This is a genomic window from Nocardiopsis sp. NPDC055551, assembly GCF_053619415.1.
On the sequence record NZ_JBSHJJ010000001.1, the window covers coordinates 400,514 to 422,070 of the forward strand.

At 69.0% G+C, this 21,557-nt stretch carries 23 protein-coding genes; 13 read left to right on the plus strand and 10 right to left on the minus strand.

Translation table 11 applies throughout. The annotated features are described in order from the left end of the window. Window positions 1-45 precede the first annotated feature (45 nt). The 3 genes from ACWGSK_RS01575 to ACWGSK_RS01585 form a co-directional block, all read right to left on the minus strand. Window positions 46-423: a hypothetical protein gene (locus ACWGSK_RS01575; RefSeq protein ID WP_452454949.1), complete on the minus strand. Its 378-nt coding sequence runs from the start codon at window positions 421-423 to the stop codon at window positions 46-48. 65 nt (window positions 424-488) lie between these two features. Next, window positions 489-1,040 (minus strand): ATP-binding protein, encoded by a 552-nt coding sequence (locus ACWGSK_RS01580; protein WP_304073965.1) that lies wholly within the window; start codon window positions 1,038-1,040, stop codon window positions 489-491. Between the two features lie 3 nt (window positions 1,041-1,043). Next, complete coding sequence (locus ACWGSK_RS01585) at window positions 1,044-1,532, minus strand: hypothetical protein (protein WP_304073967.1); 489 nt, start codon at window positions 1,530-1,532, stop codon at window positions 1,044-1,046. A gap of 186 nt (window positions 1,533-1,718) precedes the next feature. Here ACWGSK_RS01585 and ACWGSK_RS01590 point away from each other — a divergent pair, with 186 nt between their 5' ends. The 3 genes from ACWGSK_RS01590 (at window position 1,719) to ACWGSK_RS01600 (ending at window position 2,928) form a co-directional block, all read left to right on the plus strand. Then, complete coding sequence (locus tag ACWGSK_RS01590; RefSeq protein WP_452454950.1) at window positions 1,719-2,477, plus strand: Scr1 family TA system antitoxin-like transcriptional regulator; 759 nt, start codon at window positions 1,719-1,721, stop codon at window positions 2,475-2,477. After that, window positions 2,474-2,659, plus strand: a complete 186-nt coding sequence (locus tag ACWGSK_RS01595) for a DUF397 domain-containing protein (protein ID WP_452454951.1) — start codon at window positions 2,474-2,476, stop codon at window positions 2,657-2,659. Before ACWGSK_RS01590 ends, ACWGSK_RS01595 begins: the two co-directional genes overlap by 4 nt. A gap of 86 nt (window positions 2,660-2,745) precedes the next feature. Beyond that, window positions 2,746-2,928, plus strand: a complete 183-nt coding sequence (locus ACWGSK_RS01600) for a DUF397 domain-containing protein (protein WP_452454952.1) — start codon at window positions 2,746-2,748, stop codon at window positions 2,926-2,928. Window positions 2,929-2,997: 69 nt separating this feature from the next. Here the strand turns inward: ACWGSK_RS01600 and ACWGSK_RS01605 are convergent, their stop codons facing one another. Together ACWGSK_RS01605 and ACWGSK_RS01610 are read right to left on the minus strand one after the other, a co-directional pair. Continuing rightward, window positions 2,998-3,138, minus strand: coding sequence for a hypothetical protein (locus tag ACWGSK_RS01605; RefSeq protein WP_452454953.1), 141 nt, complete (start codon window positions 3,136-3,138; stop codon window positions 2,998-3,000). A 100-nt stretch (window positions 3,139-3,238) separates the two neighbouring features. Continuing rightward, window positions 3,239-3,661, minus strand: a complete 423-nt coding sequence (locus ACWGSK_RS01610; RefSeq protein ID WP_452454954.1) for a VOC family protein — start codon at window positions 3,659-3,661, stop codon at window positions 3,239-3,241. Window positions 3,662-3,802: 141 nt separating this feature from the next. Here ACWGSK_RS01610 and ACWGSK_RS01615 point away from each other — a divergent pair, with 141 nt between their 5' ends. Next, a complete protein-coding gene (locus ACWGSK_RS01615; protein ID WP_452454955.1) occupies window positions 3,803-4,813 on the plus strand; it encodes a helix-turn-helix transcriptional regulator in 1,011 nt (336 codons plus the stop codon). Continuing rightward, entirely contained in the window at window positions 4,806-5,378 is a 573-nt protein-coding gene (locus ACWGSK_RS01620; protein ID WP_452454956.1) for a YdeI/OmpD-associated family protein, read from the plus strand. The genes ACWGSK_RS01615 and ACWGSK_RS01620 overlap by 8 nt, the downstream gene beginning before the upstream one ends. Window positions 5,379-5,413: 35 nt before the next feature. Here the strand turns inward: ACWGSK_RS01620 and ACWGSK_RS01625 are convergent, their stop codons facing one another. Next, a complete protein-coding gene (locus tag ACWGSK_RS01625) occupies window positions 5,414-5,797 on the minus strand; it encodes a hypothetical protein (protein ID WP_452454957.1) in 384 nt (127 codons plus the stop codon). Between the two features lie 101 nt (window positions 5,798-5,898). Then, the gene (locus ACWGSK_RS01630) at window positions 5,899-6,819 is read right to left on the minus strand and encodes an AraC family transcriptional regulator (protein ID WP_452454958.1); all 921 of its coding nucleotides are present in this window, start codon (window positions 6,817-6,819) and stop codon (window positions 5,899-5,901) included. Window positions 6,820-6,943: 124 nt separating this feature from the next. On the opposite strand from ACWGSK_RS01630, the gene ACWGSK_RS01635 reads away from it, so the two are divergent. The 3 genes from ACWGSK_RS01635 to ACWGSK_RS01645 all read left to right on the plus strand — a co-directional run bounded on the left by ACWGSK_RS01635 (window position 6,944) and on the right by ACWGSK_RS01645 (window position 11,957). Then, window positions 6,944-9,073, plus strand: a complete 2,130-nt coding sequence (locus tag ACWGSK_RS01635; protein ID WP_452454959.1) for an alpha-L-rhamnosidase C-terminal domain-containing protein — start codon at window positions 6,944-6,946, stop codon at window positions 9,071-9,073. 332 nt (window positions 9,074-9,405) lie between these two features. After that, window positions 9,406-10,716, plus strand: coding sequence for an ABC transporter substrate-binding protein (locus tag ACWGSK_RS01640; protein ID WP_452454960.1), 1,311 nt, complete (start codon window positions 9,406-9,408; stop codon window positions 10,714-10,716). Between the two features lie 92 nt (window positions 10,717-10,808). Beyond that, window positions 10,809-11,957, plus strand: a complete 1,149-nt coding sequence (locus ACWGSK_RS01645) for an L-talarate/galactarate dehydratase (RefSeq protein ID WP_358508073.1) — start codon at window positions 10,809-10,811, stop codon at window positions 11,955-11,957. A 33-nt stretch (window positions 11,958-11,990) separates the two neighbouring features. On the opposite strand, the gene ACWGSK_RS01650 is transcribed toward ACWGSK_RS01645, so the two are convergent. Further along, window positions 11,991-13,232 carry an MFS transporter gene (locus ACWGSK_RS01650; RefSeq protein WP_452454961.1) on the minus strand — a complete coding sequence of 414 codons (1,242 nt, stop codon included), beginning with the start codon at window positions 13,230-13,232 and terminating at the stop codon, window positions 11,991-11,993. A gap of 450 nt (window positions 13,233-13,682) precedes the next feature. On the opposite strand from ACWGSK_RS01650, the gene ACWGSK_RS01655 reads away from it, so the two are divergent. The 4 genes from ACWGSK_RS01655 to ACWGSK_RS01670 are packed head-to-tail and all read left to right on the plus strand — an operon-like array spanning window position 13,683 to window position 17,192. Next, window positions 13,683-14,459 carry a class I SAM-dependent methyltransferase gene (locus tag ACWGSK_RS01655; RefSeq protein WP_358508077.1) on the plus strand — a complete coding sequence of 259 codons (777 nt, stop codon included), beginning with the start codon at window positions 13,683-13,685 and terminating at the stop codon, window positions 14,457-14,459. After that, window positions 14,456-15,247 (plus strand): Rossmann-like domain-containing protein, encoded by a 792-nt coding sequence (locus tag ACWGSK_RS01660; RefSeq protein ID WP_358508079.1) that lies wholly within the window; start codon window positions 14,456-14,458, stop codon window positions 15,245-15,247. The genes ACWGSK_RS01655 and ACWGSK_RS01660 overlap by 4 nt, the downstream gene beginning before the upstream one ends. Next, on the plus strand, window positions 15,244-16,218 hold the full coding sequence (locus tag ACWGSK_RS01665; protein ID WP_358508081.1) for a GHMP family kinase ATP-binding protein: 975 nt from the start codon (window positions 15,244-15,246) through the stop codon (window positions 16,216-16,218). Before ACWGSK_RS01660 ends, ACWGSK_RS01665 begins: the two co-directional genes overlap by 4 nt. Continuing rightward, window positions 16,176-17,192, plus strand: coding sequence for a pyridoxal-phosphate dependent enzyme (locus tag ACWGSK_RS01670; RefSeq protein WP_358508083.1), 1,017 nt, complete (start codon window positions 16,176-16,178; stop codon window positions 17,190-17,192). The genes ACWGSK_RS01665 and ACWGSK_RS01670 overlap by 43 nt, the downstream gene beginning before the upstream one ends. A gap of 47 nt (window positions 17,193-17,239) precedes the next feature. On the opposite strand, the gene ACWGSK_RS01675 is transcribed toward ACWGSK_RS01670, so the two are convergent. Further along, window positions 17,240-19,177, minus strand: a complete 1,938-nt coding sequence (locus ACWGSK_RS01675; RefSeq protein ID WP_358508085.1) for a S9 family peptidase — start codon at window positions 19,175-19,177, stop codon at window positions 17,240-17,242. A gap of 167 nt (window positions 19,178-19,344) precedes the next feature. Between ACWGSK_RS01675 and ACWGSK_RS01680 the strand changes: the two genes are divergently transcribed. Next, the gene (locus ACWGSK_RS01680) at window positions 19,345-20,091 is read left to right on the plus strand and encodes a helix-turn-helix domain-containing protein (RefSeq protein ID WP_358508087.1); all 747 of its coding nucleotides are present in this window, start codon (window positions 19,345-19,347) and stop codon (window positions 20,089-20,091) included. A gap of 15 nt (window positions 20,092-20,106) precedes the next feature. Here ACWGSK_RS01680 and ACWGSK_RS01685 read toward each other — a convergent pair whose 3' ends face one another. Next, the gene (locus tag ACWGSK_RS01685) at window positions 20,107-21,426 is read right to left on the minus strand and encodes a YjiH family protein (RefSeq protein WP_452454962.1); all 1,320 of its coding nucleotides are present in this window, start codon (window positions 21,424-21,426) and stop codon (window positions 20,107-20,109) included. Between the last annotated feature and the right edge of the window lie 131 nt (window positions 21,427-21,557).

Sequence of the window (21,557 nt, forward strand, 5' to 3'; positions counted from 1 at the left end):
AACCGCACGGCCTGGTCCCGGCGGAACTCGGCCCCGCGAAGGCTTTCAGTGGTGGGTCCACAGGTGGGTGAGTAGATCGTCGAGGGTTCGGGCCTCGACCATCCCCGAGGTCGAGGCCACCCAGAACGACTGAGTGGCTTCCCCGAAGAAGATCATCAGATGCGGGTTTGGATCAAGGCTGCGCCGAAGGTGTCCGTTGAGGGTGGTGGTGGGCGACGGGTGGGCCTGCATCTGAGCGGCCTGACGGTGTTCCGGGACGAACTCGGTGCGGTGCCCACCCAGACGGGGGAGCGTTCGCGCCCGTCCGGCGCGGCAGGTGCGGTGCGCGCAGGAAGCGCAGATCGGGCCGGGCGGGCCGGCCCGGAAGGGGTTCTTCGGGCGAGGGTCCAACGGGCGTCGGGGCGCGGGGATGGGATACGACATCGATCCTGCTCTCGGTAGGTCTGTGATTCGGGGCCTGTCGGGTTCTCAGAAGCGCCGGGGTTTGTTCAGGGCACGTCGTTCCAGGGCGAATCGGTCAGGTCGTACGGGAGGAAGAACCAGACCCGGCGCCGGGACACGAACCCGTCGTCACCCCATTGGGGCGCGAGGTGATCGACCAGTGCGAGGCCTCGACCGCCGTCCGACTCCGAATCGAGCCCGTGAGGGGCAGGGCGTAGGTGGTCGTGGGGGGTGGGGGAGGTGCCGGGGGTGCCTTGGTCTCGGCAGGTCAGGTGGAGTCCGGTGCGGCGGCGTTCGCAACGCAGGGTGTAGTGGCCCAGGGGGCGGCCGGAACGGGTGTGCCGGAGGGCGTTGGAGGCAAGTTCGCTGCCCAGGAGGGTGAAGAGGTGGCGGAAGTCGGGGTCACGGTGCCCGGCGGCCGTGTTCAGAAACGCACGGACCAGTGGCATCCACTGAGGTGAGGAACCGAACTCGTAGCTGCGGACCCGGTAGGCGGCCCGGGTCGGGTCGGGCTGGAAGTAGTGCCGGTACCTGGCCGGGACCAGTTCACCCAGTGGGAGGGTGACCTCGGGCAGGCGTGGCGTCGCGATCGTGGTCATGGATCAGAGGGCCCTTCGGGAGTTCTGGTTAGTGGTGTCGAGGACGACCTGCATGGTCAGCGCGCGTATGCGGTGTCCGTCCCAGGTCCAGGAGAAGTCCCAGTACACGGAGAGCCGTTCGACGAGGGCGAGACCGCTGTGCGGGGCGTGGGTGAGGCGGTGCGGGTAGCTGATCAAGGGGTCGTCCGGGCGCGGTCCTTCATCGGTCACGTACAGGTGAGGCAAGAGGGGGAAGGTCTGGTCGAGTACGACACGGACGGTGCCGCCGGGTAGCCCTGAACTTGAGTGCTGGTGGGCGTTGTCGACCAGCGCTCGGGTGATCTGGATCAGCGGCGCGGCGTGGTGGGGGAGTGTGGTGCGACACCAGGTGAGTAGGGGAGCGGGGGCGAGGGTGTGCCCCAGGAGGATTCCGGACCGGCGCGAGTTCGGGAAATGGAGAAATCGCGGATAGGGCTCGTCCGGTGTGGGCGGTCGGGCCTGGGTATCTTGCATTCTTCTCACCTCGGGTAATTTGGGGCGATTCACCTGGCCTCAGGGCTCTTCTGTGTCAGGTGCTGCCCGAGAATGCCTCGGTCTTCGGTGAGTCCAGGTTCCAGGCGCGATCTGAGATCCCATAGCTACTGTGAATTACTCGGGATCTTTGGTGTCTTGATGGAATTATCTGGGTACCGAAGTGGTATGACCCCCAATCCTTTCAGCGAGGCGCTGGCCCGATTTCGAGACCTGGCAGGGCTTACGCAGAAGCAGCTTGCGCAAAAGACTCATATGGCACATAGCAGCATCAACCGATGGGAGAAGGGAGGAAGTCTTCCGAAACGGGATCGCGTGGAAGCTCTGGATAAAACCCTGGATCTGAATGGGAAGCTGATCGCTGCTTGGCGCGCGGCACGGGGTGGCAACGGGCTTCCTGAGTGGGCACGGGACCTTGATGCCATCGAACGAGCTGCCAGGTGCGTCACGCTGGTCAGCCCTTCGCTGGTTCCGGGCATGTTGCAGTGCAGGAGCTATGCCCGCAAGGTCTTCCGCGCCGGGCAACCGCTAGCTCCGAAGGAGCAGGTCGACCAGTTGGTCACACTTCGATACGAACGCCTTGAGGCGTTGTCGGAGTTACAGGTCACGGCGGTTTTTCCTGCCGCAGCGGTGTCCGGACTTCCAGATCCGGTCCGTCGTGAACAGGCCTCTCATCTGCTCGACTGGGTAGCAACCGAACGCGTGACCATGCACTTGGTCCCGGAGGGCACTGTGATGCTCGCACCCACGTCGCCCCTCATGGTGTACTCAATGAGAGAAAATGAAATCGTGGTCGCGAGTGATCACGCCCTCGGTACCGTGATACACGCCGACGCCCACAACCGCGCTGAAGTTTTCAGCAGCGCCGCCCTGGGGGCGGCCCTCCCGCCCACTCTGTCGATTGACCTTCTGGAGAGCCTGACATGAAGCAGCACATCCCTGGCGAGTGGCACAAGGCTACGTACAGCGCGAATGGGTCGCACTGTGTGGAAGTACGTGAGCACGCCAGAGGCGCAGACGTCCGAGACTCACAGAACCGTGAACTCGGAACACTCGACTTCGATGCTCATGAGTGGAATGCCCTCCTGGGGTCCCTTCCTCACCACTAGTCACTCTGGAGTTTCGGAAGCAGGTTTGGGTGGCTCCTTCGGTCGCTCGGATATTGGAGTGAACGCCCGTTGAGGAGGGCTAGACAATGCCGCTGACGGAAACCTGGCACAAGTCGTCGTACAGCAACGGCACCGGCGGGAACTGCGTGGAAGCTCGGGCCATAGGCCAGGGCGCTGCTGTTAGAGACACACAGAACCGTAACCTGGGGAAACTCGACTTCTCTGCCAAGGAGTGGGCCGCTCTCCAAAACTCCCTGCGAGCCGGCTGACTCCGTACGGAAACGGGCCCCGCCAGGCGTTTTGGCGGGGGCCGAATCACCTCACCAGGTTCGGTGAGTTCAGGTGCCCATCGGGGTCAGCACGGCGATCTTCCAGGCCCCATCCGACCGGACCAACTGGTAGACGAACCTCTCCGCCTCCGTCCCGTCGTGGAACCACCTGACATCCGCCCACACGCTGTGCTCGGTCTCGGCGATCACGTGAACCTCGACCCGGACACGTTCTCGTCCCATCTCCGGGCGGGTCGCATGGTGCGTTCGGCGGAGAGAACCGACCGAACGCACCATCGCCCGAGTTCGATCAGGCCGTGGGGTATTCGACGGCGACGTCCAGCACCCAGGTGACACCGAAACGGTCGGTGAGCTGTCCGTAGAGCGGCGCCCACGGGGACGGGCCGATGGGCTGCTTGACCTCCGCCCCGTCGACGAGCTTGTCCCAGTAACCCTGAATCTCCTCAGGGGCGTTACCGCGGACGGAGACGAAGAACGGGTCCTTCCCCCGCTCCCACTCCAGGTGGGGATACACGTCGTAGGCCATGACGCTGAACCCGTTGTCGGCGGTGACCTGGCCAAAGGTCACGTGATCGGCGGTGGCGGGGTCGGTGTTGCCCATGTCGGCGTAGCTCGCGATGATCAGCTCACCGCCGAACACCGTCTGGTAGAACTCCAGCGCATCGCGCGCGTCGCCACGGAAGTTCAAGTGCGGCGTGACGTTGATGGTCATGTCGATGACTCCTCGAATCCCTCTTTTTTTGATGGAGCGGGCGCGGTTTCCCGGCCGCAGGAGGAGCCTCACAGGGGTACCGGTCACGGGGTGTCCGCTTCTTCGCGCATGATGACTGACATGGCCGGATCATCATCGAGAATGTTGAAGCTGCTGTCGTTGCTGCAGACCCGGCGCGACTGGCCCGGTCGGGTGTTGTCCGAACGGCTGGAGGTCAGTGATCGCACACTGCGCCGCGACATCGACCATCTGCGTGAACTCGGCTATCGGATCACCACGTTCAAGGGCCCTGACGGCGGTTACCGGCTCGACGCGGGTTCGGAGCTGCCGCCGTTGCTGTTCGATGAAGATCAGGCCGTCGCCCTGGCCACCGCCCTTCAGGTCGCCGCGGCCTCGGGCGCGGCGGACGGTGAAGCGGCGCTGCGGGCACTGACGACGGTGCGGCAGGTGATGCCCTCACGGCTGCGCCACAGGGTCGACTCCGTGACGTTCTCGACGCTGCCGTCCGACACCGAAGTGGTGGCCGAACCCGAGGTGCTCCTCGCGGTGAGTGCGACGGTCCGGGCGTGCGAGGTACTGCGGTTCGGCTACGTGTCGGTGAGAGACGATCCGGATGCCGAGCCGTCGCGGCGGCGCGTCGAACCACACCACGTCGTGTTCGGGAACGGGCGTTGGTACCTCGTCGCCTGGGACCTGGACGTCGATGACTGGCGCGTCTACCGACTCGACCGGATGAGGCCCCGCATTCCCACCGGACCCCGCTTCATCCCCCGAACAGTGCCCGGCGGGGACGTCCGCGACTTCCTCGCCGGGCGGTTCAAGGGCTCGGTCGGTGAGAACACGTGGCCCTGTACCGGCGAGGTCGTGCTGCACCTGCCGGCCCAGGAGGTGATCCCGTTCGTCACAGAGGGGACCGTCGAGGACCTCGGCCCCGACCGATGCCGGCTCAGGGTCGGGTCCTGGTCGTGGGTAGCACTCGCCGCCTCGCTCGGTCGCTTCGACGCCGCCCTCACCGATGTGGCACCACCCGAACTCGCCGACGCGTTCGCCCTGCTCTCGCGACGCTTCGCGGGCACGTCTATCCGGCGGCTTGACGGAGCGGCCGGACATTCTCAGAACGAACCCGATAGTAGGAGGAACACCGATGGATGACGGGTCTTTGCTGCTCGCGGACGTGGCGGCGTGGCGAGCCTGGCTCGACGTGAACGAGAACGCTTCGGATGGCGTGTGGCTGGTGATGGCGAAGTCGAGAACGGTCGTGCCGACTTCACTGACGTATGCCCAGGCACTCGATGAGGCGTTGTGCAGTGGATGGATCGATGGTCAGCGAAGGAAACGTGACGGCACGACGTTCCTCCAACGGTTCACGCCCAGACGAGCGAGGTCGATCTGGTCGCAGCGCAATGTCGGACTGGTCGAGGCACTGATCGCACAGGGGCGTATGCGCTCGCGTGGGCGGGCGGAGATCGAACGCGCCCGGCTGGACGGTCGCTGGGCCCGTGCCTACCCCGGCTCGTCGGCCATGGACGTGCCCGAGGACGTGGCCACGGCGCTCGCGGCGTCACCGCTCGCGACGCAACGGTTCGCCGAGCTGGACTCGGGTCGGCGATACGCCCTTCTGCTGTCGATCATCACGGCCCCACCCGAGCTCCGTGGACGCCGCGTGGCGGCCATGATCCGAAGACTTGAGGCTCCGGATCCCTCCCCTTCCCGATGACCGGGGCACCTGGCCCGAGCACCCGACCTCGCCGTTCAGCCGAGGTCGGTGTACTTCCTCAGGGCGTCGGCCTCCCGTCGAAGCCGCTCCGCGGCCTCGCTTCGTCCGTGCGAGTCATAGCGTTCGGCTTCGTTGATCCGTTCCTGGACCTGCGCTCGCAGCAGCGAGCGCACCTCATCGACCGACAGTGTGCGTCGCCCGGTCTCGGTGGAACCGACCCCGACCCCGACACCGGCGACGTGCTCGCTCACCGACTCCATCGGGGCGTCCGGTACCTCGATGGCTTCGGCGTTGTCCACTGCTGCGATCGCGGTACGCAGGGCGGAGACCACCTCGGACCGCCGAGCCTTCATCGCGATGACCAGGTCGGCGCGGAGCTCGGCTCGCAGCTCGTGGACGGTCTCGGGGTTCATGGCCATGCGGCTCTCCAAGGTTCAGGGCATCGGTCGGCGGCTCCGACCCGATCAGAATACTCCCCATCGCTCCCTGTGTGTCCAGATAATTTCCCTGTTGGGGAAGTTTAGGGATCATCTGTTCGGCGGTAGCGCAGGGGAGGCTCCCCGAAGGTGCGGCGGAAAGCGTGAGAGAACGCGAAGGGCGACCCGTAACCCACCCGGGCGGCCACCTCCTCCACCGCCAGTTCGGTGTCGCGCAGTAGCCCCTTCGCCCGGTTCATCCGCCACCAGGTCACATACCCCATCGGTGGCAGACCGGTGAGCGCCGTGAACCGGCGGGCGAAGGTGGCCCGGGACATCCGGGCTGTCTCGGCCAGGGCCGTCACCGTCCAGGAACGCGCCGGATCCCGGTGCACCGAGGACAGGGCGGCACCGACCCCCGGATCGGTCAGCGCCCGGGCCCAGCCTTCCGCCCGACCACCGGCGGCCGGCTCCAGGCAGGCGCGCAGCACGTACAGCAGCAACGCGTCCAACAGCAGGGGCAGCAGGGCGTCGCCGCCGGGCCGCGACCCTTCCGTCTCCTCGCCGAGCCCCGCCAGAATCCGGGCCAGACCCAGGTCACCGGCTCGAACGTGGACGTGCTCGGGCAGTCCGGTGAGCAGCGGGTGTGCCCGCTCTCGATCCAGCCGGTACCCGCCGCAGACGAAGACCGCCGTTCGGCCGTCGTCGGGGTCGCCGTAGGTGTGGCGGCCGAACCCGCCTTCGCCGGGACGGGCCTCCTCCAAGGTCAGCTCGGGCCTGACCGGATGGTCGGCCAACCCGTATCCGTCGCCGTGCGGGGAGAACACCACGTCACCGGAGCCCACGTGCATCGGCTCGCCGTCCCCATCTGGGAACAGCCAACACGTGCCCTCCAGCACCGCCATGAACCCGGCGACCTCGGGATCGCCGGGCAGGTACCAGCCCCAGGTGCCGTGCATCTCGACCCGGGCGGCCCCTGGGATACCCGCGCGCATCGAGGTGACCACGTCGCTCAACAGGTCCATGCGGGGAGCCTAACCGGATCGTCCTTCGGGCTGAGCGTTCGGCGAAGGAAAAGCAGTGAAACAAACATGGATCGTCTCGCCGGTGCTTTCTAGGGTCGACGGTGCGACCCGAGAAGGAGACACCATGTCCACCGCCGAAGAACTCTCCCGCACACCGCTACCCGAAGACCACTCCTGGCGCGAGCTGGTGGTCCTGCCGGATACTCCGCTCATCGAACCGGCCACCGTCACCGTCGAGGGCGACCCCGCCGGGGCGCCCGATCCGGACCGCCTGGCCGTTTCCGAGGGCCCGTCCTTGGTCCTGCGCACCACCGAACGCCACGGCACCCGGGTGGTGGTGGATCTGGGGCAGCTGGCGATGGGTCACCTGGAGGTGCGGGTCGAACGGATCTCCGGGACGCCGCTACGGGTGGCGCACGCCCAGTTCCGCGATCAGCTCACCCCCGAGGGCGACGGCATCGAGGCCTTCTTCGGCACCGACGCCGCGCCCTGGTCCAGGGTCGACCTGTTCGATCCTCGGGAGGGCCCCGCCACCCTGGTGAGCGAGGGCAAACGCGAGACGCGCTACCTGCTGCTGACCCTTGATGGCCCGGGTGAGGCCGTCATCGGTCACGTCCGGCTGCGCTCCACCGTCTACCCGGTGACCCGCGACGGCCACTTCCTGTCCAACGATCCGTTGCTCAACCGAGCCTGGCACCACAGCGCCCACACCGGTGACCTGGCCTCCGTCAGCGAGGACAGCGACCTGCCGGGCGCTCCCGAGGGGCCCAGTCCGTGGATGCTCACCACTCCGTTCGACCGAGTGATCTTCATGGGCGACATGCACATGCAGGCCCTGGCCGGGTACCAGCAGAGCAGCGACTATCGGTGGCTGGTGCGCAATTCGCTGATGCGGTTCGGCTGGGTGCAAAACCCCGACGGTTCGTTTCCCATGGCCGCCTCCCACCTGGTCCACGGCGACCCCGAACACCCGAACGAGCCGGGGCCGCCCAACGGCTGGCGGGTACCGGAGAACGGTCCCGACCCCGACCAGGCCCTGGGGTTCGTGGGCGAGGACATCTCGCTGTTCCACGACGCCACCATCCACAGCTTCACGGCCTTCTGGGTCGCCGCCCTGGCCGACCACCACCTCTACACCGGTGACACCGGGTTCGTGCGCCCGTTGCTGCCGGTCGCGCGCCGGGCCGTCGCCTTCCTGGAGAGCCGCACCGACGCCGACGGTCTCTTCCGGGAGGAGCAGGACCGCCGCACCGACCCGGACGCGTCCTCGGCCCTGGTCGCCAACTGGTCACCGCTGGACCTGGCCGCCGGGGTCGACTCCCTCACCAACGCCGTCCTGTACGACGCCCTCAAGGGGCTGGCGGCGCTGGAGCGGGATATCGTCGGCGACCCCGACACCGCTCGGCGGTTGGAAGGGCGGGCCGAACACCTGCGCGAGGCGCTCCTGGCCCGGCTCTGGGACGAGGAGACCGGCGCGATGGTCCTCAACACCGATGACCCCACCGGTGACCACAGCGGGGACGCCAACGCCGGGAACCTGGTGTTCGCCACCCTGGACCCTGAGCGGGTCCGCCGGACGATGGACTTCCTGGGCACGAAGTTGGCGACGCCGTACGGCACCCGCTCCAGCGAGTTCGAGGAAAACCCTTACCGGGCCTCGGACATCCAGGGCTACATCCAGGCCCTGGAGGCCCTGGGTCGCGTGCGCAACGGCGACACCCAGGGTTCCCTCGACCTGATCCGGCGCTGGTGGGGTCACATGCTCGACCAGGGGCCGGGAACCGGATGGTTCGCCTGGGAGAACGACGGCAGCCGCCCGCGCGGCGCCATCGCCGGTACCCCGTGGACCACCGCCGTGCCCGCCTTGGGCGAGGGGGTGCTGGGCGTGCGGCCCACCGCACCCGGGTTCGAGAACTGGCGGGTCGCGCCGAGGACGGCGGACCTGGAGTGGGCCCAGGGGCGGGTGCCGACCCCGGGCGGGGGGCTGGCCGTGCGCTGGTCCCGAGACGCGGACTCCGACACCTTCGTCCTCACGGTGGAGCCCTCCGAAGGCGTGGGCGAGGTGGTGGTTCCGCTGCTGGGCCGGTCACGCCGGGTCTCGGTGGACGGGGTGCTCCGCTGGGACGGCGAACGTTCCGTGAACGGTGTCGGCGCGGGTCTTGGGGAGCCGCGCCTCAAGGGCGATGATCTGCTGTTCCCCCGCACCTCCGGCGCCCACACTTTCGCCTGGTCGGGGGACGATCGTGAGGAGTAAGCGCTTTCCGTATTTCGGCCGGATCATGGTCGGGGTTGGGGTCAGGCCGCGTGGGTGCACTTGTCGACGTTCGGGGGCGTGCGCCCGTCGCACATCTTGTTGAAAGCGGCTTTCAACTGGTGTTTCAGTCCAGGCGAGGGAGGGGTTTCATCGATTCGTTCGGTGATGACCTCACGAGGGGGCACCATTGACACCCGTGAAACCCGATGTTAAAAATGTCGGAATCCATCGCTTGGATAGCGCTTACCAGGAAGATGGGAAACGCTTTCTTCACGCAACTTCACACGCGAGGTGGGCCGAGTCCGCCCTCGCCCCCGAAGGGAAGTCCCGGCATGCGCCAACCCCCCGGCCGATTCCGAACCCGCCCCGGACCGACGGCCGGCACGGCCGCCGCGGTCACCGCACTGGTCCTGGCGGTCTCCGCCTGTGGGGGATCGGGTGACGACGGTACCGTCCAGCTGCGTTTCTCCTGGTGGGGATCGGACGAACGCCAGTCCACCATGAACGAGGTCATCTCGAACTTCGAGGCGGACAACCCCGGCATCACCATCACCGGGGAGAGCACCGACTGGGGTTCCTACTGGGACCGCCTGGCCACCAACACCGCGGCCAACGACGCCCCCGACATCGCCATGCAGGAGGAGCGTTACCTGCGCGAGTACGCCGAGCGAGGCGCCCTCCTGGACCTCAACGAACTGGACGGCCTGGACCAGTCCGGTCTGGACCCGCTCATCGCCGAGAGCGGAGACCTGGACGGCAGCACCTTCGGGATCGCCAGCGGGGTCAACGCCTACGCCATCCTCGCCGACCCCGAGGCCTTCGAGGCGGCGGGCGTGGACATGCCCGACGACCAGACCTGGACGTGGGAGGACTACGTCGAGATCTCCGCCGAGATCACCGAGGCCACCGACGGCGAGTACGTCGGCACCCAGAGCATGGCCTACAACGAGGCGGGCTTCCAGGTCTTCGCCCGCCAACACGGGGAGAACCTCTACGCCGAGGACGGCTCACTCGGCTTTTCGAAGGGCACCCTCGCCGCCTGGTTCCAGATCACCCAGGATCTGGCCGACAACGGCGGCCAGCCCGGCGCCTCGGAGAGCGTGGAGATCCAGGCGGGTGGTATCGACCAGTCGGTGGTCTCCACCAACCGCGGCGCCATGGCGCACTTTTGGACCAACCAGCTGGTCGGCGTGAGCGAGACCTCGGGGAGGGAGATCCAACTGCTGCGGTACCCGGGAGAGACCGAGTTCGACCGCACCGGCCTGTTCCTCAAACCCGCCATGTACTACACGGCCTCCGCCGGGACCGACCACCCCGAGGAGGTCGCGCTCTTCCTCGACCACATGATCAACGACCCGGCCGCCTCCGAACTGCTCCTGGCCGACCTCGGACTGCCCTCCAACCTGGAGGTGCGCGAGGCGATCCTGGGCGAGTTGTCCGAGGCCGATAGCCAGACCGCCGAGTTCATGGCAGAGGTCGAGGGCACCATCGTGGACGGCAACCCGCCCCCGCCGATCGGCGCCGGCGAGGTCGTGGAGATCAGCAGTCGGGCCACCGACAACCTCCTCTTCGGGGACCTCACCGCGCAAGAGGCCGCCGAGCAGTTCATCACCGAGGTCGAGACGGCCACCGGCGGCGGCTGATCGGGTCACCGAGAACCCACCTTCGAAACCCCCGCGTGGGAGGGCGGTCCCCTTCGCCCTCCCGCGCCCCCGGACCACAGAACGGACAGTGGATGTCGACCACCACGCCCGGAACGGCCACCCAGGACCGCGTCACCCGCGTCCGGATCTCCTCGGTGACCCTGCCCCTGGAAACCCCCATCAGCGACGCCAAGGTCCTCACCGGACGTCAGCGCCCCATGACCGAGGTGGCGATGCTCTTCGCCGAGATCGGCACCGAGGCCGGCCACGAGGGCATCGGGTTCGGGTACTCCAAGCGGGCCGGAGGCCCGGGTCAGTTCGCGCACGCCCGCGAGGTGGCCCCCGCGCTGTTGGGGGAGGACCCCAACGACATCGAACGGATCTGGGACAAGCTCGTCTGGGCGGGCGCCTCGGTGGGCCGTGGGGGACTGTCCACCCAGGCCATCGCGCCCTTCGACATCGCCCTGTGGGACCTCAAGGCCAAGCGGGCCGGGCTCCCGCTGGCCAAGCTTTTGGGCGCCCACCGCGACTCGGTGCGCTGTTACAACACCTCGGGCGGGTTCCTGCACGCCTCCACAGAGGAGGTCCTGGCCAACGCCACCGCGTCACTGGAAAGCGGTATCGGGGGGATCAAGATCAAGGTCGGTCACCCCGACCGTGCCCGGGACCTGGCCCGGGTGGCGGCGGTCCGCGATCACCTGGGGGATGACTTCCCGCTCATGGTCGACGCCAATCAGCAGTGGTCACGGGCCCAGGCGCGACGGATGTGCCGGGACCTGGAACCCTTCGACCTGGTGTGGATCGAGGAACCCCTCGACGCCCACGATTTCGCCGGGCACGGGCGCCTCGCGGAGGTCTTCGACACCCCCATTGCCACCGGCGAGATGTTGACCAGCGTGGCCGAGCACGCCGAGTTGATCCGGCATGGCGGAGCCGACATCGTCCAACCGGACGCGCCCCGTATCGGCGGTATCACCCAGTTCCTCAAGGTGCTGGCGATGGCCGACCGGAACCACCTCCACCTGGCGCCGCACTTCGCGATGGAGATCCACGTCCACCTGGCCGCCGCCTACCGGCACGAGCCGTGGGTGGAGCACTTCGAGTGGCTGGACCCGCTCTTCGAGGAACACCTGGAGATCGCGGACGGTCGTATGCACCTGTCCGGTCGCCCGGGGCTGGGGATCACCCCGAGTGAGCGGATGCGCGAGTGGACCGTGGACACCCACGAGGAAGCCCTGTGAGCCACGGGTAGTGGACCCTCGCCCGGCACGGGTTCAGCCACGCCCGTGCCGGGTCCGGAAGTCCCTCGCCCCGGGTGCCAGCGCCGCCAGTGCCGGGACGACCACGCACAGCGCGGCACAACCCAGCAGCACCGCCTCGGCGCCGAACGCCTGGGCCGCCGGGGCGATCAGCGCCAGCCCCACGGGTGCGAACCCGTAGGCGAACAGGAAGTCCAAGGACGAAACCCGCGCGAGCTTGTCGGGGGCGACCTCGCGCTGGGCGGCGGTGAACCACGGGACGTTGAACAGTTCCACGCCCAGCCCCACCACCGCGTAGGCGGCGAACACCACCACCGCGCCGACCGGGAACGCCAGACTCAGCGGGGCCAAGGCGTAGAGCCCCAGTCCGAACAGCGCCCACCAACCCTGCGCGCGGGGCTTCCAGCGGGACACCAGGACCGCGCCGACCAGGGCGCCCGCGGTGTAGGCGGTCAGGGCGCCGGCGAGCACGGCCTCGGTGCCGTAGTGGTCGCGGCTGGCCAGCGGAAGCAGCACGTTGGTGGCCGAGTAACCGAGGGCGATGACGGTGGTCAGGGCGGCCAGCCCGGCCAGGAACCAGGGGTGGCGGCGGGCCTCGGTGAGCCCTTCGACGAACTCCACGTGGAAGGGGGCGCGCTCGCGCGGGGAGCCGGGGACGGCGTCGGCGCCGCGCGGCAGCAGGGCGGCGGCCAACCACAACCCGGCGGTGACCAGGAGCAGGGTCGCGGGCCCGGTGACGGTGGCGGCCAGCGCGGTCAGGCCGGGGGCGAGCAGGGTGACCACGCGCACCGAGAAGGTCATGGCGGCATTGGCCTGTTGACGGTCCTCGACGGCGACGACCTCGGCGGTCAGGGCCTGGAAGGCCGGCCGGCAGGCGCCCTGGCCCACGCCCACGACGACGGCGGCCACGGCCATGAGAGTGGTGGAGGTGCCCAGCCCGGCGGCCAGGACCGGGGTGGCCACGGCGGCGGCGAGCCCGGACCACAGCACCACGGCGCGGCGTGAGTGACGGTCGGCGAGTAGCCCACCGAGGGGTACGGCGACGAGGAATCCGGCGGTTCGGGCGGCCAGCACCAGGCCCAGGCCGACGGCGCTCAGTGAGCCGTGCAGGACGGCGAGTCCGAGGATGAACGGCATGGCCCAGGTGGCCATGCCGGACGCGGTGGTGGCGCACCACAGGCGTACGAAGTCCGGGCGCAGCAGGGGGGAGGGGCGCCGGGGCCCGGTCGTGTTCGGCGGCGACGTCGTCGAGGACACGGGTGGTTCTCATCTCTGGTCGGTTCGAGTGTGGTCGCGCACTACTCTAGTGAAAACGATAATCAGTTGCGCGCATCTTCGTGTGTATCACCTCGCCCGGGTCGCCGGGGCTTGGTCTCAGGCGATGCCCCGGCCCGCCGGCTCGCCCCGAGATGCTCCCGGTTTCGATGCGTAGCGGCCTTTCGGTGGAGGTCGCGTGCGGCTGACCTCGGGTGGCGGAAGGCCCATGGTGACCGGGGTTCGACGCTCCGTGGTGGGGGGAACGACTCGTGGGGGCGCGCGGGCGCCCGGCGTCCGTGAGCCGGTCCGGCGAGCGGGCCGACCGACCGATCCACTCGCCGATTCCATCCATTTGCGTGACAACGATTTTCATTGTCGTTATAGTCGCTCCCCGGAAGCCGTGACCCCCGCCCCGCCCATGTCCGATCCAGCCCCACCGAAAGGATCCGGGTGAACCCCTCCCTCCTCGACCAGTTGCCCCCACCGCTGCCCGCCGAGCAGATCATCGCCCTCAACAAACCCAAGGCCGACCTGCACACCCACCGCGCCTACACCTGGAACGGCTGGGAGTTCGACGTCCCCCCGGGCGTCTTCATCCCCGGCGCCACCAGCCGGATGATCCACCAGCGCGTCCTCGACGACGACATCGACGTGCGCGGACGCGTCTACGCGGCCATGGGCGTCGGGCTCGGCGTGGAGGCGATCGTGGCGGGTCTGCGCGGCGCCGCCCGCGTGCACGCGCTGGACGTCCACCCCGCCAGCGTCGCCGCCACCGAGGCCGGTTACCACCGGATCGTCGGCACCGACGGCGCCACGGAGTTCCTGCCCCGGGTCGGCGACCTCTTCGAGGCTCTACCCGACGGCACACGCCTGGACACGGTCACCTTCAACCCGCCCGCCGTCAGCCGACCGGTCAGCGACGATCCCGACATCGTCCGCAACGTGTGCGCGGGCACCCCCGTCACCGATGCCTTCTTCACCCAACTCGCCGAACGCGACCTCCTCGCACCCGACGGCGAGGTGTACTTCGTCGCCTCCAACACCGCCGACCTGCGCCACATCATCGGCCACGCCGCCACCGTCGGCTTCACCGCGAACATCCACCACCTGCACGACTGGGACGACGGGGTCCTCACCTACCTGTTCCGTCTGGCCCGAGAGCCCGGCACGATCTCCGAAGCCGCCACGACCGCGGATCCCGGACCGAACGTGGAGGCCGTCCGATGAGAGACCTCGAAGAACTCCGACAGTCCGTCCTGGCCACCCCCGACCTCCCCGTCGCCACCAGCGTCTTCTGGGTCCACCACGGCACCCGCCTGGCCGGCGGCGACGTCACCTACCTCAACCAGTACGTCCTGGTCCGGATCGGCCGGGCCTTCGGCGCGTGCGCGTTCGAGGCCGGCGAACTCGACCCGGCGATCTGCGCCGACCTGTCCGGCCGTCCCCTCGTCGACCTCCTCCAAGGGCCCGCACCCGTCCGCCTCGCCGCCCTGGACGCCTACCTCGGCCAGGCCACACCCCACCGCGAGGACCCGCGCGCCGAAGCCGTCACCCTTCCGTACGGAACCCCCGAGGAACGCGCCGTGGCCCGCGACCGCGCCATCGCCGGCCTGCTGCCCGCCCCCGACAACAGACGCGTCGCCCTCATCGGCGTCGTCAACCCCCTCGTCGCCGCCATCCGCGAACGCGGCGGCGAGTGCCTTCCCTGCGACCTCAACCTGCGCCGCACCCAGTGGGGCGACGAGGTCCACACCGACATGGAGGACGTGCTGGCCAAGGCCGACGCCGTCGTCGCCACCGGCATGACCCTGGGCAACGGCAGTTTCGACCGCATCCTGGAACGCTGCCGCGAACGCGACCTCCCCTTCGTGGTCTACGCACAGAGCGGCAGCGCCGTCGCCCGAGCCTTCCTGGGCTTCGGCGTCACCGCGGTGTCCGCCGAACCCTTCCCGTTCTCCCAGTTCAGCGCAGAACCGACCACTCTCTACCGATATCGCGAGGAGGCCGAGGAGTGACCCTCGGAACCGGACAGGCCAGTTGCCACCACGGCGAGATACTCCAGGGGATCTTCCTGGACGGGCGGGGCGAACCCACCCGTGGCCTGGTCACCCTGCCCATGGCCGAACCCGCCACCCACGCGGTGTTCACCCCGTTCTCCACCCGCGCCCCCCGGCGCGTGGTGGTGGACCCGCCCGACCGCGCCAAGGCGGCGCGCGCCGCCGAACTGGCCGTCGCCGAGTGCGTCCGCCGGGGCGACGTCGCCCCGGTCGGCGGTTACCTGAGCGTGCGGGGCGGTGCCGAGCCCGGGCTCGGCATGGGTTCGTCCACCAGTGACGTGACCGCCGCCGTGCGCGCGGTCGCGGACGGGCTCGGGGTGGAGCTCGCACCGTCGATCGTGGCGAGGGTGGCGGTGGCCGCAGAGGGCGCCAGCGACCCGGTCATGTTCGGGGAGCGGCCGCTGCTGTTCGCGCAGCGTCGCGGCCGGGTGCTGGAGGAGTTGGGCGCGGCGTTGCCCGAACTCGCCGTGGTGGGCTGCCTGACCGGTTCCGGTCAACCCGTCGACACCCTCGCCCTGCGGGGTACCGCACGGTCGGGGGACATCGCCGTCTACGAGAGGCTGCGTGCCGCGCTGCGCACCGCTATCAACGAACACGACCCCGCCGGGGTGGGGCGGGTGTGCACCGAGAGCGCCATCCTCAACCAGCGGGTGCTGCCCAAAACCGAGCTCGGCGCCCTACGGGCCGCCGCCCGCTCCTGCGGGGCGCTCGGTATCCAGGTGGCGCACAGCGGCAACGTAGCCGGACTCCTCTTCGACGCCGCCGAACCCGGACCCGAACTGCGTGCCCGCATCGACGCGGCCGTCGACCGGCTCGGCTGGGAGGGGCTCACCCCCACCCGTGTCTTCTCCACCTCCACGAGAACCCTCAGCACCGGGGAGCGATCTTGGACCACCACGTTTCCGAAGCCATCGCCCGACCTGATCTGATCGACCTGGGCGGCGGCCTGGCCTGCCTGCGCTTCGAGTCGATGAAGGTGGCCTCCGCCCTCGCGGCGGTGCGCCACCTGCTGGAGTCCGGGGTCGTCCGCCCCGGAGACACCCTCATGGACAGCTCCAGCGGAATCTACGCCTACGGGTTGGCGCTGGCCGCCCACCGCTACGGGCTGCGTTGTCACATCATCGGATCCACCACCATCGACCAACCCCTGCGCCTGCAACTGGCCGTGCTCGGCGCGACCCTGGAACAGATGCCGCCCTCCGACGACCTGGGCCTGGACCAGAACCGGCGGGTCCAGCGGGTAAGGGAGGTATTGCGCGAGCACCCCGAGTACCACTGGATGCGCCAATACCACGACGTCATCCACGGGCTGGGATACCGGGCGGTGGCCGAACAGATCCGCAAGGACGTGGGAGAGGAGCCCCTGACCCTGGTCGGTGGGGTGGGGTCGGGGGCCTCCACCGGGGCGCTCGCCCGCTACCTGCGCGAGAGCGACCCCGCCACCCCACTGGTGGGGGTGCAACCGTTCGGCAGCGTCACCTTCGCCAGCGACCACGTCACCGACCCACAGATCATCATCGCCGGCATCGGCAGTTCCATCCCGTTCGGCAACGTCGACCACACCCTGTACGACACCCTGCACTGGACCGGGTTCGACGCGGCCCTGGCGGGCAGCGTGGACCTGCTGCGCCGGCACGCGATCTTCGCGGGGCTCTCGACCGGGGCCGCCTACCTGGTGGCTCGATGGGAGGCGCGCACGGGACGAAGACGGGTGGTGTTCGTGGCCGCCGACACCGGGCACCGGTACGTGGACTCGGTGTTCGCCCGACATGAGGAGGCCCGCCCGGTCGCCGATCTCTCCCCCCGGGAGATCGACGATCCGGACGGGCTGGAACCACCCTGGTGCCGGATGGACTGGGACCGCCGCCCGGCCCCCGAACAGGCCGTGCACAGGGAAGGCTGAGTCGGTCGGGCCCCGGAGGAGGGGTTCTCCTCCGGGGCCCGACCCGGTCACCCGTCGTCGGTCTCGGGTCGACCGGTGTGGCCCAAGTGCTCGGCGAAGTGCCGCTCGATGGCGTACTGGAGCCGGATCTCGTTCTCGGGGTTGGCGAAACCGTGTCCCTCGTCCTCGGCGACGAGGTACTCGACCGGCACCCCGCGCTCACGAAGGGAGTCGACGATGCCGTCGGACTCCGAACGCATCACGCGGGCGTCGTTGGCGCCATGGGCGACCAACAGCGGCGTGGTGATCCTGTCGACCATGGACAGGGGTGAGCGCGCCGAGATCTCGTCGGCCCGCGCGGGGTCCTCGGGGTCGCCCACGTACGCGAACCAGTTGTTCATCAGGTAGGGACGGCTGAACGGCGGCAGGTCGCGCATAAAGCTCGCCAGGTCGGCGATCCCGACGAAGTCGACGGCCGCCGCGAAACGGTCCGGGGTGGCGGTGACACCCACCAGAGCCGCGTAGCCACCGTAGGAGCCGCCCATGATGGCGATCCGGTCCGGGTCGGCGTACCCCTGGTCGATCGCCCACGAGACGGCGTCGAGCAGGTCGTCCTGCATCGCTCCGGCGAACTCGCCGATCCCGGCGACGGTGTGCCGCCGCCCGTACCCGGTGGAGCCGCGAAAGTTCACCTGGAGCACCGCGTAACCCCGGTTGGCCAGGATCTGCGCCTGAGGGCTGTAGCCCCAGGTGTCGTGTGCCCACGGCCCGCCGTGCACGTTCAGCACCAGCGGCAACCTCTTCGGGGCCAGACCCACCGGAAGGGTGAGGAACCCGTGCACCGGCAACCCGTCGCGTGCGGCGAACCCGATGGGTTCCATCGGCGCGAGGTCCGCCGGGTCCAGGTGCGGGAAGGGCCGGAACAGGCGACGGCTGTGGCCGGTGGCGTGGTCGTAGAACCAGGCCACGGCGGGGTCCCGGTCATGGATGAAGGTGACGATCCACCGCTGCCCCGAGTCGTCCGAGGACAACGTCCCCACAACGCCGTCGGACAGGGCCGACAGCCGCGCGTAGACCTCGGCGAACCGTTCGTCGAGCACCTCGATGCCCGGGCGCGGTCCCACGAACCGGGCGGCGAGGACCTCGCCGGTGCCGCGTCGGGTGAACACCGTCGGGGGCAGCACGCCCGGGGCCATGCCGCCCATGGTGTCCAGGCTCCGCCCCTCCTGCGCGGCGATGACGGTTGTCGCACCGGTCTCGCGGTCGATGCGCACCAGTCGCAGGTCGTCCGAGTCGAGGTAGGCGCCGATGACCAGTCCCGTGCCGTCCGGGGTCACCAGTTGTGGATGGACGCCCAACGGATACTCGGCCCCGCCCACGCGCCTCAGGAGTCGGTGTTCACCCGAGACCGGGTCGATGGCCGAGAACTCGATCGTGCCGTCCTCGGTGAGTCGGGAGGAGAACGCCGGTTCGCCCTCGTGGTCCAACAGCACGCTCTGCGTGGGTTCGGTCTGCTCGTGGTGCGGGGTCGTCTCACCCGTGGCCACGTCGATCCGGAACAGGTCCAGGGCCGTCGGCCGCTTGTTCATCGTCACGAGCACGCTCCCCGCGCGTGCGGGGAACGACTCGACCGCGAACACCCGGGAACCGGGCGGCAAGGGTGTGAGGTCGACGGCCGGAGCGTTCGGGTCCTTCAGGTCCACCCGGTACAGGTGCCAGTCCTCGTTGCCATCGGTGTCCTGCAGGTACAACAGCCAACGCGAGTCGTCGGACCAGTGGTAGATCGTGACGCCTCGTCGCTCGTCGTGGGTGACGCGGAGGGCCTGTTCGTGGTCCTCGTCGATCCCGCGCACCCACACGTTGAGCCGCCCGTGGGCCGGCGCGAGGTAGGCCATTCGCGTGCCGTCCGGTGAGATGGTCGGGTTGGCGAAGGCCGGATCGGAGAAGAGCTCCTCGACCTCGACGCGTCGAGGACGGGGCCGGGGATGGTGTTCCTCGGTGGCCATGGGCGTGCTCCTTCGGTGTGGTCGTCGACACCGACATCCCAAACGATGCCCCAAGGGCATGGTCAAGCCCGGGGAGCGCGACCGCGCCGGGGAGCCGCCCCACCTTTGCCGTTCCGGCGCCCGATCACGGAGAATGGGGCCATGCCGAGCCCGAACCCCCTCCACTGATGTCTTGGAGCACCCGTGAGCTCGCCGAACTGGCGGGCACGACCATCAAGACCATCCGGCACTACCACGCCATCGACCTGTTGGAGGAGCCCGAGCGCGCCCTGAACGGCTACAAGCGCTACGGCACCGGCCACCTCGTACGGCTGTTGCAGATCCGGCGGCTGCGGAACCTCGGGATGTCGCTGGCCCGGATCGCCTCGATGGACGGGTCGGAGGACGGGTTCGTCGACACCGTGCGCGCACTCGACGCCGAGCTGGCCGCGTCCATCGAGCGCAGGCGGGCCATCCGCGCCGAGCTCGCCGACCTGCTGCGCCACCACGCGTCGGCGGACGTTCCCCCGGGGTTCGAGGCGGTCGCCTCGCACCTGACCGACGCGGACCGGGCGATGATCATGGTCTCCTCGCAGCTGTTCGTCGAGGAGTTCGTCCAGGACATGCGGGAGATGTCCGCCCGGCATCGGGAGGTGGACGCCGAGTTCAACACCCTGTCCGCGAACGCCGACGAGGACACCGTGCAGGCGGTCGCCGAGCACCTCGCGCCGGTGCTCGGCGCCATCCGCGAGGAGTACCCCTCGGCGGAGGACCCGGCGCCCTTCGTCCTGGGCCGGGAGCGGGACGCCATGGAGATCATCACCCGAGCACTGGCGGACCTGTACAACCCGGCGCAGATCGAGGTGCTGCGCCGGGCCCATCGCCTTCTGGCGGACGACCCCTCTCCGGAAGGGACGGGCGACGATCACCTCTGAGCGCGTGACCGGGGGTCACAGGCCGACCAGGAGATGGGCGAGGGGACCGGTGATGAGGATGCCCAGGATCACCCGTTGGAACCAGATCACCACCAGCCGCCCCACCGACAGGGGGATCTTCGTGGCCAGCACGCAGGGGACCAGGGCGGAGAAGAACACGATGGAGGCCACCGACACCACGCCCACCGTCAGGCGCAGCACCTGGTCGTCGGATCCGGCGGCCACGGTGGCGGGCAGGAACACCTCGGCGACGCCCACCGACAGCGCCTTGGCGGCCAGCTGCGGATCCGAGCTCCCCACCACCCAGGTGAAGGGCACGAACACGTACGAGAGCAGGTCGAAGACGGGGGTGTGCCGGGCCAGAACGAGGCCGATCGTGCCCACCGACATGATCGACGGCAGGATCGACATGGACATCCGCAGGCCGTCCATGAAGTTGGCGCCGACGTTGCGCGGCAGGGAGGGAGCCGCGCGCAGGGCCGCCTTCGCCTCCTCCCAGGCCCGGTGCAGGCGCCGGCCGCCCTCGTCGTCTTCCGGCTGTGGGGTCGCCTCGGGGTAGGGCACGTCGGGGACACTGCTCAGCGGGGGAACGCGCACCTGGATCGCGGTGATCGCGTAGGTGACGAAGAACGTCAGGAAGAAGTAGGTCAGCCAGACGTCCATCAGGTCGAGCGTGTTGGCGATGACCACCATGAACGTCACCGAAACGGTGGAGAACCCGACCGCGATGATCGCGGCCTCCCGCCCGGTGTAGCGTCCCGACCGATACACGCGGTCGGTGATGAGCAGCCCCAGCGAGTAGCTGCCCACGAACGAGGCCGCCGCGTCCACCGCGGACCGGCCCGGCACCCGCCACACCGGTCGCATCACCCGCTGCAGCAGCACTCCGACGAACTCCATCAGGCCGTAGCCCACCAGCATGGCGAGGAAGACCGCGCCCACCGGTACGAGTAGACCCACGTTGACGGCCACCGAGTCGAACAGGAACGGCGCCAGGTCCTCGTCCAGCAGCCAGGCCGGGCCCAGGTCGAACACCACCATGGACGCGGTGAGCAGACCGACCACGTTGAGCAGCGCGAACAGCGACTTCACGCGGGTGCCGCGCCATTCGCCGGTGGCGAAGGGGAGCACGGTCCCGGCGGCGATGAGCAGCAGGATGACGTAGGGGAGGGTCGGGCCGAGACCGGCCTGGATCAGCCGGACCAGGTGGTCCAGCGGGATGGCGTTCTCCCCGCCGATGGTCAACGGCACGAAGAACATGAGAACGCCGATGGCGCTGTAGACCACCAGACGCCAGATCTCGGGGGTCCTCTGGACGGTCTTGTGCTCGCTCACCCGTGTGCCTCCCGATCCACCGCCGAACCAACGAATTCCGGCAGTCAACTACCTGTGGCTGAAGTCCACGGGCTTGCGGGTAGGCGCCCATCTGGTGGATGGGTCGCACCTCCCGCGTCTTACACACCCAA

Excerpts from the sequence above, each read along its gene's own strand:
- ACWGSK_RS01575 (WP_452454949.1), bottom strand. The coding sequence starts at position 423 with ATGTCGTATCCCATCCCCGCGCCCCGACGCCCGTTGGACCCTCGCCCG.
- ACWGSK_RS01580 (WP_304073965.1), bottom strand. The coding sequence starts at position 1,040 with ATGACCACGATCGCGACGCCACGCCTGCCCGAGGTCACCCTCCCACTG.
- ACWGSK_RS01585 (WP_304073967.1), bottom strand. The coding sequence starts at position 1,532 with ATGCAAGATACCCAGGCCCGACCGCCCACACCGGACGAGCCCTATCCG.
- ACWGSK_RS01590 (WP_452454950.1), top strand. The coding sequence starts at position 1,719 with ATGACCCCCAATCCTTTCAGCGAGGCGCTGGCCCGATTTCGAGACCTG.
- ACWGSK_RS01595 (WP_452454951.1), top strand. The coding sequence starts at position 2,474 with ATGAAGCAGCACATCCCTGGCGAGTGGCACAAGGCTACGTACAGCGCG.
- ACWGSK_RS01600 (WP_452454952.1), top strand. The coding sequence starts at position 2,746 with ATGCCGCTGACGGAAACCTGGCACAAGTCGTCGTACAGCAACGGCACC.
- ACWGSK_RS01610 (WP_452454954.1), bottom strand. The coding sequence starts at position 3,661 with ATGACCATCAACGTCACGCCGCACTTGAACTTCCGTGGCGACGCGCGC.
- ACWGSK_RS01615 (WP_452454955.1), top strand. The coding sequence starts at position 3,803 with ATGTTGAAGCTGCTGTCGTTGCTGCAGACCCGGCGCGACTGGCCCGGT.
- ACWGSK_RS01620 (WP_452454956.1), top strand. The coding sequence starts at position 4,806 with ATGGATGACGGGTCTTTGCTGCTCGCGGACGTGGCGGCGTGGCGAGCC.
- ACWGSK_RS01625 (WP_452454957.1), bottom strand. The coding sequence starts at position 5,797 with ATGGCCATGAACCCCGAGACCGTCCACGAGCTGCGAGCCGAGCTCCGC.
- ACWGSK_RS01630 (WP_452454958.1), bottom strand. The coding sequence starts at position 6,819 with ATGGACCTGTTGAGCGACGTGGTCACCTCGATGCGCGCGGGTATCCCA.
- ACWGSK_RS01635 (WP_452454959.1), top strand. The coding sequence starts at position 6,944 with ATGTCCACCGCCGAAGAACTCTCCCGCACACCGCTACCCGAAGACCAC.
- ACWGSK_RS01640 (WP_452454960.1), top strand. The coding sequence starts at position 9,406 with ATGCGCCAACCCCCCGGCCGATTCCGAACCCGCCCCGGACCGACGGCC.
- ACWGSK_RS01645 (WP_358508073.1), top strand. The coding sequence starts at position 10,809 with ATGTCGACCACCACGCCCGGAACGGCCACCCAGGACCGCGTCACCCGC.
- ACWGSK_RS01660 (WP_358508079.1), top strand. The coding sequence starts at position 14,456 with ATGAGAGACCTCGAAGAACTCCGACAGTCCGTCCTGGCCACCCCCGAC.
- ACWGSK_RS01675 (WP_358508085.1), bottom strand. The coding sequence starts at position 19,177 with ATGGCCACCGAGGAACACCATCCCCGGCCCCGTCCTCGACGCGTCGAG.
- ACWGSK_RS01680 (WP_358508087.1), top strand. The coding sequence starts at position 19,345 with ATGTCTTGGAGCACCCGTGAGCTCGCCGAACTGGCGGGCACGACCATC.